General features: G+C 34.5%; 12 protein-coding genes. All 12 read left to right on the top strand.

The features are described from left to right. The first annotated feature begins 1 nt into the window (after position 1). The gene (locus C3E88_RS12425; protein WP_236909020.1) at positions 2-1,327 is read left to right on the top strand and encodes an ATP-binding protein; all 1,326 of its coding nucleotides are present in this window, start codon (positions 2-4) and stop codon (positions 1,325-1,327) included. Positions 1,328-1,418: 91 nt separating this feature from the next. Beyond that, complete coding sequence (locus tag C3E88_RS04780; protein WP_236909019.1) at positions 1,419-1,712, top strand: hypothetical protein; 294 nt, start codon at positions 1,419-1,421, stop codon at positions 1,710-1,712. A gap of 99 nt (positions 1,713-1,811) precedes the next feature. Continuing rightward, positions 1,812-2,768: a GTP 3',8-cyclase MoaA gene (gene moaA / locus C3E88_RS04775; protein ID WP_236909018.1), complete on the top strand. Its 957-nt coding sequence runs from the start codon at positions 1,812-1,814 to the stop codon at positions 2,766-2,768. A gap of 2 nt (positions 2,769-2,770) precedes the next feature. After that, complete coding sequence (moaC, locus tag C3E88_RS04770; protein WP_272878420.1) at positions 2,771-3,244, top strand: cyclic pyranopterin monophosphate synthase MoaC; 474 nt, start codon at positions 2,771-2,773, stop codon at positions 3,242-3,244. Between the two features lie 16 nt (positions 3,245-3,260). Then, positions 3,261-3,701: an MOSC domain-containing protein gene (locus C3E88_RS04765; protein ID WP_272878419.1), complete on the top strand. Its 441-nt coding sequence runs from the start codon at positions 3,261-3,263 to the stop codon at positions 3,699-3,701. 3 nt (positions 3,702-3,704) lie between these two features. Beyond that, a complete protein-coding gene (locus C3E88_RS04760; RefSeq protein WP_236909017.1) occupies positions 3,705-5,522 on the top strand; it encodes a sigma 54-interacting transcriptional regulator in 1,818 nt (605 codons plus the stop codon). Between the two features lie 160 nt (positions 5,523-5,682). Next, entirely contained in the window at positions 5,683-7,515 is a 1,833-nt protein-coding gene (locus C3E88_RS04755) for an aldehyde ferredoxin oxidoreductase family protein (RefSeq protein WP_236909016.1), read from the top strand. A 139-nt stretch (positions 7,516-7,654) separates the two neighbouring features. Further along, positions 7,655-7,882 carry a MoaD/ThiS family protein gene (locus C3E88_RS04750; protein WP_236909015.1) on the top strand — a complete coding sequence of 76 codons (228 nt, stop codon included), beginning with the start codon at positions 7,655-7,657 and terminating at the stop codon, positions 7,880-7,882. Positions 7,883-7,959: 77 nt separating this feature from the next. After that, the gene (locus tag C3E88_RS04745) at positions 7,960-9,198 is read left to right on the top strand and encodes a metal-dependent hydrolase family protein (RefSeq protein WP_236909014.1); all 1,239 of its coding nucleotides are present in this window, start codon (positions 7,960-7,962) and stop codon (positions 9,196-9,198) included. 110 nt (positions 9,199-9,308) lie between these two features. Then, complete coding sequence (locus C3E88_RS04740) at positions 9,309-11,057, top strand: ABC transporter ATP-binding protein (protein WP_236909013.1); 1,749 nt, start codon at positions 9,309-9,311, stop codon at positions 11,055-11,057. A 46-nt stretch (positions 11,058-11,103) separates the two neighbouring features. Then, a complete protein-coding gene (locus C3E88_RS04735; RefSeq protein ID WP_236909065.1) occupies positions 11,104-12,876 on the top strand; it encodes an ABC transporter ATP-binding protein in 1,773 nt (590 codons plus the stop codon). Continuing rightward, on the top strand, positions 12,877-13,347 hold the full coding sequence (locus tag C3E88_RS04730; protein WP_236909012.1) for an HAD family hydrolase: 471 nt from the start codon (positions 12,877-12,879) through the stop codon (positions 13,345-13,347). Positions 13,348-13,420: the final 73 nt, after the last annotated feature.

Genomic DNA, 13,420 nt, shown 5'->3' with positions numbered 1-13,420 from the left:
AGTGTCCCAGTCAATATTATGGAGTTTATATGAATATGCTTTATCTCTAATCGAAGTCCTTCTATTTTTCGACTTTTTAGGATTTATGTTAAAGAAGAATAGGAATATAAAAGATGGATATTATTATCTGTCTATTATATCATTATCAACTCTTATATTTATATTAACTGAGATCGATATCTATTTAATGATACGGACGATATTAATATATATAATTTTTTTATTTATAGCATATAAACTATTCAATGGAAATCTAAAAGAAAAAATATTTTTTGTCACCATGTTCTATTTCTTCTTAATATTTGGCGATATCATAGCGGTAAATATAATAAGCAAGTTTATTGGCAAAGATGTAAAGGACATAATAGTAGAACAAACTTGGGCTAGGATACTATTTTCCCAGATATCAAAATTATTTTTATTTATAATTTTGAGGATAATAAAAAATAACTATGTAGAGAGAGAATCTGGCATACCTCGCTACTATTGGTATTGGATATTATTTGTCTATTTAATATCTGGGATAAATCTATTAGTTATATTTAATATAGGTTTGATTTTAAACGAATTAAACGTAGGTATTCAATATTTAATGATAACTGTAAACATAGGCTCTTTACTCATAGTGGTAATCACATACTATGTTTTTATGAAATTAAATAAATTTTACAGGGAGAGAAGTAATTATAAAGTAATGGAAATGAAAAATGAGATGTTAACAAAAGAAATTGAAGAAAAAGAAAAAATATATGAGGAGGTTAGGAAAACTCATCATGACTTTAAGAATCATATTATTTGTATAGAAAAAATACTGAAACAGGGAAATTTAGAATTAGCAAATGAGTATATGGAAAATTTAAAAGATGAAAAATTTGAAGTCCACACATGGATTAAAACCGGAAATGCCGTGATAGATGCCATACTAAATCAGAAAAAGTCAGAAGGGATTAAGAAAAAGATAGATATAGATATGAAAGTGGCCATTCCAGATAATGTGGGTATTAAACCAACAGACTTGTGCGTAATATTGGGAAATGCATTAGATAATGGAATAGAGGCTAATGAAAAGATAGAGGATATAGATAAAAGAAATATAAAAGTTAGGATAAACCCATATAAGGACTATTTATTTATTGAAATATCCAATCCCACACCATTTAATCCAATAGATGAAGAAGGACTGCTTAAGACCACTAAGGAAGATAAAGAAAAACATGGTTTTGGCATTAAAAGTATGGATTCAGTGGTGGAAAAATATAATGGAATATTAAACTATGAATATGATAGAGGGGAATTTATTTTAAGTGTGATGTTACCTATGGGATAAATATTTAAAAAAATTTAGACAAAGTTGTCACAAATGGACCTCTAATATTGTTATATATAATGAAAAGAAGTATAAAAAGGCAGGGATGAAAATGATAATCGATGCTAAAAAATTGATCCTAATCTATATAATTGCCTTAATAGTTGTTTTATGGATAAGTGGAATTATCCCTAAGCAGATAGGGAAAGTTTTTGCAATAAACTATGTTAATAAAAATTATCCTAGTAAAAATTTGGATTTTTTAAATATAGATTATTCTCCAATCCATAATAGCTATTTCGTTTCCTTTAAGGATGTGGAAGGAAGGGTATATAATTTTGAGCTATGTTCCCGATACTTTCCAATTACTATTTGGTTTGATCCTTTCAACTACATAGAGGGTTAAAAAGCTCATCCAAAGTTATTTTGGAAGGGCTTTTTTTTGTGGTATAATTATATTAATATTTCAAAAAACTTTTGCAGACAAAGGAAGAAGGTGGATGTTATGAAAGACCTATTTGGGAGGAATATAAGCTATTTACGTATATCTGTAACGGATCTATGCAATTTAAGATGTAAATATTGTATGCCTGAAGAAGGTATATGTAAAACTAACCATAAGGATATACTATCGGTAGAGGAGATAGTAGAAATTGCAAGGGTATTTGAAGGATTAGGAATTAAAAAAATCCGCATAACAGGTGGTGAACCCTTGATACGAAAGGGTATAGTGGATATCTTTCGAGGAATAGGAAAACTAGAGGGAATAGAGGATTTAGCCATGACTACTAATGGTATCCTTTTGAAAAAACATGCTAAAGATTTGAAATCTGCAGGGCTTGATAGGGTAAATATATCATTGGATACTTTAGATGAGAAGAAATACTCCCATATTACGAGAGGTGGTAAGTTAAAAGATGTAATGGAGGGGATTGAGGCTGCAAAAGAAGTAGGACTCACTCCTATCAAGATAAATACCGTTTTAGTAGGGGGATTTAATGATGATGAGATAGAGGATTTCGTTAGATTGACGGAAAAAGAAGAGATAGATGTAAGATTTATTGAATTGATGCCTATAGGAGAAGCAATTAAATATGAATCGAAACACTTTGTATCAAATCAAATAGTTTTGGAAAAGGTTCCCCGATTAACGGAAATAGAAAGGGAGGATATATCCTCTCCTGCAGTATACTATAAATTACCTAATGGAAGGGGAAAAGTTGGATTGATAAATCCAATATCTTGTAAATTCTGTGCATATTGTAATAGGGTTAGACTAACAGCTCAAGGTAAATTAAAGCTATGCCTTCATTCAAATGATGAGATAGATTTAAAAGCAGCTTTAAGAAGAGGTGAGAACATAGAGAGGTTGATTGTGAAGGCAATAAAACAAAAGCCAGAATCCCATAGGTTAGAAGAGGGAGAATATATATTTAAGAAAATGTATCAAATAGGAGGATAGGCATGGATTTTACTCATTTCAATGAAGAAGGTAGAGCCCATATGGTAGAAGTAGGCCATAAAGAAGATACTAGAAGGATAGCTATAGCAACTGGAAAAATACGCATGAAAGAAGAAACTATAAATCTTGTAAAAGAAGGTTTAATTAAAAAAGGAGATGTTCTTTCCGTAGCTCAAGTTGGAGGAATAATGGGTGCCAAGGGGACTAGCCAATTGATACCCATGTGTCACAATATAAACTTAACTGGTGTAGATATTAGATTTAATATACTAGAAGATACCATAGAAGTAGAATCGGAAGTAAAGACTATTGGGAAAACAGGGGTGGAAATGGAAGCATTAACTGCTGTTTCTTTGGCTTTATTGACTATATACGATATGTGTAAGGCAGTAGATAAGGATATGGTAATTGAAGATATTAAACTTATGAAAAAATCTGGAGGCAAATCTGGAGAGTATATTAGAAAAACGGACTGATAGAAAGGGTGATAATATGAATAAAATTGGTAAGGTATTGGATATAAATATATCAGAAAAAAAAGGAGTGGTTAAGCATCCTATTGATGAAGGCGTTTTCATCGAAGGATTTGGGCTAGAAGGAGATGCTCATGCTGGCAAATGGCATAGGCAGGTGAGCCTTTTAGGGATTGAAAGCTTTAGAAAGATGGAAGAACAAGGAATACAAGGGTTAAAACATGGTGATTTTGCAGAGAATATTACTACAGAGGGTATAATACTTTATGAACTTCCGGTAGGTACTAGACTCAAAATAGGGGAGACCGTCCAGGAAGTAACACAAATAGGAAAAGAGTGTCATACAGGTTGTGCCATTGTATTGACAGTAGGAAAATGTATTATGCCTAAAGAAGGTATATTCACTAAAGTAATAAAAGGTGGAACAATAAGACCAGGGGATACTATTGAGGTGCTTTAATATATGAGAAGATATACTACAATTGGGGAAGTAGTAGGAATCTATATTCAAACGGAGGAAGATGAATCTATAAGATTGGTTGAAGAAGGTTATTTTAAAGAAGACCTAGGCTTGGTGGGAGACATACATTCAAAAGGAGGAAGTAGGCAGGTTTCCATATTTACAGAAGAAGGTTGGGATGAGATTAAATCCTTAGAAGTTAAAGGACTTTGTACTAATAGGTATCATGAAAATATAAGGGTAAAAAATTTGAATTTAGACCATATAGTTCCTGGTTCTACCATTAGAATTGGCGAAACTATCCATGAAGTTACAGAGGTGGGAAAAAGCTGTTTTCCCCAATGTAATATAATAAAGGGTGGAGGAACTTGCCCATTGCACCAAAATGCAATATTTACAAAGATTTTAAAGGGAGGTAAAATAAACATCGGTGATAAAGTAGAAACAGTTGAATTACTTCTATATAATTATGAGCCCAACATAGTTAATAGATATATATATGATATTGTCAATTCTATACCTATGGGGCTTATCATTTCAGATTTAGAGGGCAATATAAAGATTGCAAATAGTCATGTACTTGAAATGTTTGGATACACCTTTGAAGAAATAAAAAAGATAAAGGCATCCCAGCTATTTAAAGGCTGGGCTACGGTAAAAAATGTAGTAGCATCAAAACATAATTTTGAGGATGAAGAAGTATTTGTCAATGCAAGAACTAATAAGTTAAGATTTAATCTAACTTCCTATCCCTTATTTGATGCAAATGGAGAAGTAATGGATATAGTATATATATTTAGCGAATTTAAAAAGGAAAGAAAACTTGCTAATAGAATAATGGGGAGACAGGCCATATATACTTTTGACAAGATAATAGGCGAAAATCAAAAGTTTAAAAATGCAATAGAATTTTCAAAGAAGATAGCTGATAGCAAATCTACCATACTAATAACTGGAGAAAGTGGAACGGGAAAGGAAATATTTGCTCAGTCTATTCACAATTATAGCAATAGGCGGGATGAACCTTTTGTAGCCATAAACAGTGGGGCTATACCAAAAAATTTAATCGAATCAGAATTATTTGGATATGTAGAAGGAGCTTTTACTGGTGCTAAAAAAGGCGGTCAGCCTGGAAAGTTTGAAATTGCCGATGGAGGTACTATTTTTTTAGACGAAATAGGTGAGATGCCTTATGATATGCAGACTAGACTTCTAAGGGTGATAGAGGAAGGCACAGTTTCAAGAATTGGAGGTCTGGATCAGAAAGTTGTAGATGTTAGGATAATAGCAGCTAGCAATAGGGATCTAGAAGAAGAAGTAAAAAAGGGTAGCTTTAGAAAGGATTTATTCTATAGACTAAAGGTGTTACCTATTCAGTTACCCTCTTTAAGGGAGAGAAAAGAAGATATACCTTTGTTAATAGATTATTTTATGGCTAAGATATCTAAAAGATTAAACAAAAGGGTAGTATCCATATCAGAAAAACAGATGAAAGAACTTATGGACTATGATTGGCCCGGCAATGTAAGGGAATTGGAAAATTATGTTGAACTAATTATAAATATGGAACATGTACCTATTAAAGTAGACGGTAAATTAGAAAGCTTTATAGAGGGGAAAGATATTATACAAAACAAGGATCTATCCTTAGAATATGTTGAGAAAAATCATATAAAAAGTGTATTGGAGATGCATTCTGGTAATATTACCCACTCGGCAGAAGCATTAGGTATTGGGAGGAATACCTTATATAGAAAAATAGAAAAGTATCAAATAGACTGTTCTAAGTTCGAACGATGCTCCACTTTAGAACAGCCATAAAATAAATAAATGATCCATAATGGAACAACCATAATAAAAGCTTAGACATCGAAGGCATGTCTAAGCTTTTATTATTTGGCATGAAAAATGCATATATTATTTATAGAAGAAATATTATTAATTACAAAGTCAACTATACAACATATAAAGGAGGATTATCATGAATGGATATATGGGGAAGATTTTAAGAGTCAATTTAACGGAGAGAACCGTTGAAGTAGAACCTCTAGATTTAGAAATAGCACAAAAGTATTTAGGTGCAAGAGGATTAGGAGTAAAAGTAATGATGGATGAAGTTCCTGTTAATGTTGACCCACTAAGCGAAGAAAACAAGATGATAATAGCTACAGGAGCTTTAACAGGCGCACCGGTACCAACCAGTGGAAGGTATATGGTTATAACTAAATCTCCATTAACTGGTACTATTGCTATTGCAAACTCTGGTGGATATTGGGGACCTAATTTCAAATCCACAGGACATGATGCAATAATATTTGAAGGCCGTGCTGACAAGCCAGTATATTTATATATTGAAGATGATAAAGTAGAAATTAGAGATGCATCTCATCTTTGGGGAATGACCTCATCAGAAGTTACAGAAGCGTTAGAAAAGGAACATGAGAAGGTGAAAGTCCTCTGCATTGGCCCAGCAGGAGAAAAGCTATCTCCAATGGCTTCAGTAATGAATGATATAGACAGAGCAGCAGGTAGAGGTGGCGTAGGAGCTGTTATGGGTTCAAAGAACTTAAAGGCTGTAGTAGTAAAGGGGACGAATAAAGTTTCTCTATTTGACGAAGAGAGGACTAAGAAGGTTTCCCAAGAGAAGATTAAAATATTAAGAGAAGATCCAGTAGCTGGTGGTGGATTACCTTCCTATGGTAGTGCAGTTTTAGTAAATATAATAAATGAATCTGGTGTAATGCCAGTTAGAAATTTCCAAGAATCCTATACTGAAAAGGCAGATCTAATAAGTGGGGAAACTATGACGGAGAAACATCTTGTTAGAAAGCATCCTTGTTTTAGATGCCCTATTGCTTGTGGTAGAATAGTAAAATTAGCTGATGGCACTGTAGTCGGTGGGCCAGAATACGAAACTATATGGTCCTTTGGAGCAGACTGTGATGTTTATGATTATGATGTAATCAATGAATGTAATATGCTCTGTAACGAATATGGATTGGATACAATTTCAGCTGGTGCAACTATAGCCGCTGCTATGGAACTTTATGAAAAAGGATATATTAAAGATGAAGAGATAGCTGCAGATGGTCTAAGTCTAAAATGGGGAGATGCAGACGCTGTATTAGGCTGGACAAAGAAGATGGTATTAAGGGAAGGCTTTGGTGACAAGTTAGCTGAAGGTTCTTATAGATTAGCAGAATCCTATGGCGCTCCAGAAATATCTATGACCGTTAAGAAACAAGAACTTCCTGCATATGATCCAAGAGGAGTTCAAGGACATGGTATTACCTACGCTGTAAACAACAGAGGTGGTTGTCATATTAAAGGATATATGATAAGCCCTGAAATATTAGGATATCCAGAAAAGTTAGATAGACTATCCTTAGAAGGAAAAGCAGCTTATGCTAAGACCTTCCATGACTTAACTGCTGTTATAGACTCTATAGGACTTTGCGTATTCAGTACCTTTGGATTAGGTTTACCTGACTATGTAGATATGTATAATGCAGTATGCGGGGATATATATAATGACGAAACACTGTTAGAAGCAGGAGAAAGGGTTTGGAACTTAGAAAAACTATTTAACTTAAGAGAAGGTATAGATAGTTCTCATGACAAACTTCCAAAGAGACTATTAGAAGACCCTGTAGTAAATGGACCTACGAAAGGCCATGTACACCATCTTGATAAATTACTTCCTGAATACTACTCTGTACGAGGCTGGGATGAGAAGGGTATACCAACGGAAGATACTTTAGAGAGATTAGGTCTTGAAGATTACAAGAAATATTTAGGTTTGGCTGACAAATAAAGCAGGTAGATATCCATAAAAAGGGTGGCAGGCTATAAAGATGGTCTGCCATCTTATTTTATTCATATAGATTTTGAGTCAATTAATTGATGCATTATGCAAGTCTATATTATATAATAATGGTGAAAGGAGGCGTATTATGATAAAAGCAGAAGTTAGGTTATTTGCCTACTTTAGGGAAGGAAGAGAAAAGAAACAGATAATGGAGTTTGAAGAAGGTACTACTATATCCCAGGTAATAGAGGCTTTAAACATAGATGAAAAAGAGGTAAGCATAGCCTTGCTCAATGGAATAGATGGTTCCTTAGATAGACAAATAGAAGATGGAGATATTGTAGCCCTATTTCCTCCTGTTGGTGGAGGTTAATACACTTCTTGATAAGGTTTAAAATATAATATAAAATATATATGGACAAATTAATATAAGTATAGGGAGGTAATGGGATGACTAAGGTTGCATTTAAGGGTGGGATGTTGATAGATGGGACTGGAGAAACAGTAGAAGATTCCCTTATTATAATTGATGGTAAAAAGATTCAATATGCAGGACCAAAGGTAGATGTAGATGTGGATTGTGAAATTATTGACATTACAGGGAAAACTATTATGCCAGGTATAATCGATACCCATCTACATTTTAGTGGAAATCTTAGCGATGATGATACGGAATGGGTTTTGGAACCTGTTATCCAGAAGACAATAGTAGCAGTTGCCCAAGCTCAAGAAGCACTAGAACATGGCCTTACATCTGTAGGTGAAATTTCTCGATCAGGTATACATATTCGAAATATGATTGAAAAGGGAATAATCCCTGGTCCTAGAGTTGTTGCAACAGGTCTTGGATTTTGTAGGACTGCTGGTCATGGGGACTCTCATAAGTTACCACTGGAATACAATGATGATTCCCATCCTTGGGCAGAAAGAGTAGACGGACCTTGGGAGTTGAGAAGGGCCATTAGAGGGAGAATTCGAGAAAACCCAGATGCCATTAAGATCTGGTCCACAGGGGGAGGCATCTGGAGACATGACGCTAAGGCAGATACCCATTACTGCATGGAAGAAATCCAAGCGGTAGTAGATGAATGTAATATGGTAGGATTACCAGTTTGGTCCCATGCAGAAGGCTATGAAGGAGCATTGAATTCTTGTAAAGCAGGTGTATCTGCAATTATCCATGGTCAAGAGTTAAATGAAGAATGTCTAGATATAATGAAAGAAAAGGACATTACCTTTTGTCCTACGCTGCAGTTTTTTTACGAATGGTTTACAGTATATGAGCCACCCTATAGGCCTATCCACGATAAATATCCAGGAGAAACTACTGCTGAAAAAGAATTAAACCGTATTATAGACAATCTTCGAAATGCTAATAGTAAAGGCATTAGAATAACCGTAGGTTCGGACTCCTTCTGTAGCAGTTTAACTCCTTATGGAAAGTATGCTATTACTGAGATGTATGCTTTAAACAAGGCGGGGTTGACGGAGATGGAAGTAATAGTAGCAGCCACTAAGAACGGTGCAGAGATGCTTAAGATAGATGATATTACTGGAACCATTGAGGAAGGTAAGTTTGCCGATTTATTGGTTATCCAAGGAAATCCCCTTGAAGATATTCACCACATAACTGTTGAAAATATGAAAGTGATTATGAAAGAGGGACATTTTGTAAAGAAGGAAATCTAATAATACTACAGCGTGATAATAGAACTGAGTTGTAAAATCAACTCGGTTTTATTTGTATTTAGGGTATCTAAATAATATAATATAATAAAAAGACATAGGTGGAGAAGCTTATGAATGGAAATATGGATTATTTAAATAAATATATAAAAAAGTACAAGAAGGAGTTTTTTATAGCCCTTATTTTTTTGATACTTGAAGCCATGGGGGATTTAATTCAGCCTACTATCATGTCTAAGGTAATAGATATTGGTGTAAAAAACAAAGATATGGATTATGTGCTTAAACTAGGAGGACTAATGTTTTTGGTCACTGGATTAGGGGCTATTTCTGCAGTAGTTAGAAATATAGTGTCTTCTAAAGTGTCTCAAAGCTTTGGTGCAGATTTAAGGGAAGACCTGTATATTAAGATACAGAGTCTATCCTTTGAAAATATAAATAAGTTTCAAGACGCTACCTTGATTACTAGGCTTACCAATGACGTAAATCAGGTGCAAAATTTTGCCCATGGAATGATGAGGGTATTTGTTAAAGCCCCTATACTTGGAATAGGGGCTATAGTGATGACCTTTTTACTGGATTCCAAAATGGGATTTATACTCATTGGAATTGTTCCAATAGTAGGGATTACCATATTGATAAATCTTAGGATATCCTATCCTATATTTACAAGGATTCAAAAGGCTTTAGATAAGGTCAATGGAGTTATGAGGGAATACCTAGCAGGTATAAGAGTGGTAAAAGCTTTTAATCGATTTGATTATGAAGAATCTCGTTTTGAGGAAGTAAATAATAATTTGAGGGATGTAAGCTTAAAGGGTATGAGAATAGTGGCCTTGTTTAATCCTATTGTAGCCTTGATAGTTAATATAGGTATTGTATTAATCCTATGGGTAGGAGGACTAAGGGTCAATGGTGGGAATTTAGAAGTTGGTAAGATAATGGCTTTTGTAAACTATATGAACAGGCTATTGTTTTCTCTAGTTATGACTACTAGAATATTAAATATGTATATTAGAGCTAAAGCCTCTGCTGAGAGAATTGGAGAGGTATTTAGTACGGAAAATATTATATATACAAAGGAAACGCCCTTTCCTTTTAAGGATATAAAGGGAAAGCTAGAGTTACACAATGTATATTTTAAATATCATGAAAACAACAAATATGTTTTGGAAGATATAAGCTTTTCAGTAAATCCAGGTGAAACTTTGGCGATTATAGGTTCCACTGGATCGGGAAAATCTACGCTAATCAATTTAATACCTAGATTTTATGATCCAACGGAAGGAAGCATAAAAATAGATGGAATAGATATAAAGGATATGGACCTACATGAGTTAAGGGAAAATATTGCCATAGTCCCCCAAAAGACCCTGCTGTTTACTGGGAACATAAAGGAGAATATTAAATGGGGAGATGAAAAAGCCACCGATGAAGAAGTAGAAAAGGTGTCTAAAATTTCAAAAGCCCATGATTTCATCCTATCCTTTAATGAGGGCTATAATACTTATTTAGGGCAGGGAGGGGTTAATCTGTCTGGTGGACAAAAACAGAGGATTTCCATAGCCCGGGCCTTATTGAAGAAACCTAAAATATTGATTTTAGATGATAGCACTTCTGCTGTAGACATGATTACGGAAAAGGAAATAAGAAAAGGATTAAAAGATTATCTAAAGGATACCACTACTATACTTATAGCCCAAAGGATAACTTCTGTAATGGATGCAGATAAAATCCTTGTAATGGATGGAGGTAGAATAGTAGGATTAGGGAACCATAATGAGCTTATAGACAATTCTCAAGTTTATAGGGATATCTATCATTCTCAGATGGGAAGGGGGTTAGAATATATTGGATCCTAGACGTAGTAGAAGACCTGCAGGTATTTCAGGTGGAAGAAGAGCTATTATGCCTGTAGAGAAAGCAAAGGATATCAGATATACATTGAATAGGCTATGGGATTTTTTTAGGAAAGAGAAAATAGGACTGTCTGCTACCTTTTTATTGGTATTAACCTCAGGAATATTGGGGCTACTTGTTCCATTTCTCATTGGGAAGGCTGTAGATGCAATATTTCCTGGGCCTAATCTTGTAGAGTTTGGAAGATTAAAGTTTATATCAGCTCTATTGTTATCAATATATATATTGGATAGTGGACTAACCTTTTTACAGGAGTATATAGTAGCTGGAATTGCTCAAAAGGTGGTACACGATATAAGGAAAAGTTTATTTGGCAAACTCCAATCCCTTCCAATAGTCTATTTTGATACTCAGACCCATGGGGAATTAATGAGTAGACTTACTAACGACGTAGATAATATTAGTAATACTATATCCCAATCTACAGTTCAATTTATGGCTTCGGTGGTAAACATCGTAGGCTCCTTAATTATGATGATACGTTTAAGTGGATTTATGACCATAGCTAGTTTAATAACCGTACCTATGGTATATCTTCTAACTAAAACTATCGCAAAAAGGACTAAAGTGTTGTTTAAAGAACAACAGGAAGCCCTAGGATTGTTAAATGGACATATTGAGGAAACTATAGGGGGAATCCATGTAGTAAAGGCATTTAACAAGGAGGATAAGGTGGTAGATGAATTTATACGACAAAACCATATATTAAGGGAGGTTGGAGTCAAGGCCCAAATTTGGTCAGGCTTTATCATGCCCCTTATGAATGTAATAAATAACTTTGGCTTTGGTGTTATTGCTATATTGGGCGGTGCATTAGCAGTAAAGGGAAAAATATCCGTAGGTATAATTGCTAGCTTCATATTCTATTCGAGACAGTTTACAAGGCCATTAAATGAATTGGCCAACACCTTTAATACTCTACAATCGGGTATAGCTGGAGCAGAAAGGGTATTTGAAATATTAGATGAAGAAGAAGAAAGAAAGGATGGGGAAGGAGCCATTCTAGCAACAGATATTGAAGGGGAAGTGGAATTCAAATTTGTTAGTTTTGAGTACGAGCCAGGTGAACCAGTCCTCAAGGATATCTCCTTTAAGGTGGAACCAGGAACCAATATAGCCTTAGTAGGGGCTACTGGCGCTGGGAAGACTACCATAGTAAATTTATTGACAGGATTCTATGAAATAGAAGAAGGGGAAATATTGATAGACGGAATAAACATAAAGGACTATCAAAAAGATAGTTTAAGAGAAATATTTGGAATGGTACTACAGGATACCTATCTGTTTTCAGGTACCATAGAGGAAAATATAAGATACGGTAGATTAGATGCCACCTATGAAGAGATAGAAAGGGCTGCAAAAATGTCCAAAGCCCATGATTTTATAAGTAGATTGCCTATGGGTTATGATACCATCCTTTCTGAAGGGGGTATGAATTTAAGTCAAGGACAGAGACAATTAATAGCCATATCAAGAGCCATATTAGCCGATCCATCTATACTTATACTAGATGAGGCAACTTCCAGTGTAGATACTAGGACAGAATTAAAAATCCAAGAAGCTATGGTTCAACTTATGAAAGGGCGTACAACCTTTATAATAGCCCATAGGCTTAGTACCATAAGAGAGGCAGATATAATAATGGTTATAGATGATGGTAAAATTGTGGAAAAGGGAAATCATGACCAACTTATAGATAAAAAGGGCAAATATTATAATCTATATATGAGCCAATTTATGAATATAGGAGAGGTGGTATAAATGTTAGTATATGAAATACCAGGAAGAGAAAAAATAGAGATTCAAAATGTAGTATTTGACTACAATGGTACTATAGCTGTAGATGGTAAGGTTTTAGAAGGTGTAGAAGAACTCTTCGTAGAACTTGATAAGCATGTAGATATTTACATACTGACTGCCGATACCTATGGTACCGTAGCAAAGGAATGTAGCAGGCTTCCAGGAAAGGTATGGACTTTTCCAAAGGAAAATGCTGGTGAATCCAAAAGGGATATAGTTAAAAGATTAGGAGGACAGAATACCTTAGTTGTAGGAAACGGGTTTAACGATATACCCATGTTTCAGGAGTCCATATTATCCATAGCTGTTATTGAAGGGGAAGGGGCTTGTGGGAAATTGTTATCTCATGCTCATATAGTAGCAAGGTCTATTAAGGAAGCCTTGGAGATTATACTAAGTGAAAACAAGGTTAAAGCTACTTTGAGGAATTGATAGTATGTCAATTTTACTGCGTTGTGATTATTATAAGAATTACAGCGCTTTTTTTATTTTTGTAACATAGGTT

This window comes from Clostridium sp. Cult3, from assembly GCF_021655115.1.
In the GTDB taxonomy this organism is placed as follows: Bacteria; Bacillota; Clostridia; order Tissierellales; family Tepidimicrobiaceae; genus PPXY01.
The sequence above is the reverse complement of the archived record's forward strand: the minus strand, read 5'-3'. Positions and strand labels throughout refer to the sequence as shown.

Bases quoted from the DNA above. Each gene is read 5' to 3' on its own strand.
- moaC (WP_272878420.1), top strand. From the start codon at position 2,771: ATGGATTTTACTCATTTCAATGAAGAAGGTAGAGCCCATATGGTAGAA.
- C3E88_RS04780 (WP_236909019.1), top strand. From the start codon at position 1,419: ATGATAATCGATGCTAAAAAATTGATCCTAATCTATATAATTGCCTTA.
- C3E88_RS04760 (WP_236909017.1), top strand. From the start codon at position 3,705: ATGAGAAGATATACTACAATTGGGGAAGTAGTAGGAATCTATATTCAA.
- moaA (WP_236909018.1), top strand. From the start codon at position 1,812: ATGAAAGACCTATTTGGGAGGAATATAAGCTATTTACGTATATCTGTA.
- C3E88_RS04730 (WP_236909012.1), top strand. From the start codon at position 12,877: ATGTTAGTATATGAAATACCAGGAAGAGAAAAAATAGAGATTCAAAAT.
- C3E88_RS04735 (WP_236909065.1), top strand. From the start codon at position 11,104: ATGCCTGTAGAGAAAGCAAAGGATATCAGATATACATTGAATAGGCTA.
- C3E88_RS04755 (WP_236909016.1), top strand. From the start codon at position 5,683: ATGAATGGATATATGGGGAAGATTTTAAGAGTCAATTTAACGGAGAGA.
- C3E88_RS04750 (WP_236909015.1), top strand. From the start codon at position 7,655: ATGATAAAAGCAGAAGTTAGGTTATTTGCCTACTTTAGGGAAGGAAGA.
- C3E88_RS04745 (WP_236909014.1), top strand. From the start codon at position 7,960: ATGACTAAGGTTGCATTTAAGGGTGGGATGTTGATAGATGGGACTGGA.
- C3E88_RS04765 (WP_272878419.1), top strand. From the start codon at position 3,261: ATGAATAAAATTGGTAAGGTATTGGATATAAATATATCAGAAAAAAAA.
- C3E88_RS04740 (WP_236909013.1), top strand. From the start codon at position 9,309: ATGAATGGAAATATGGATTATTTAAATAAATATATAAAAAAGTACAAG.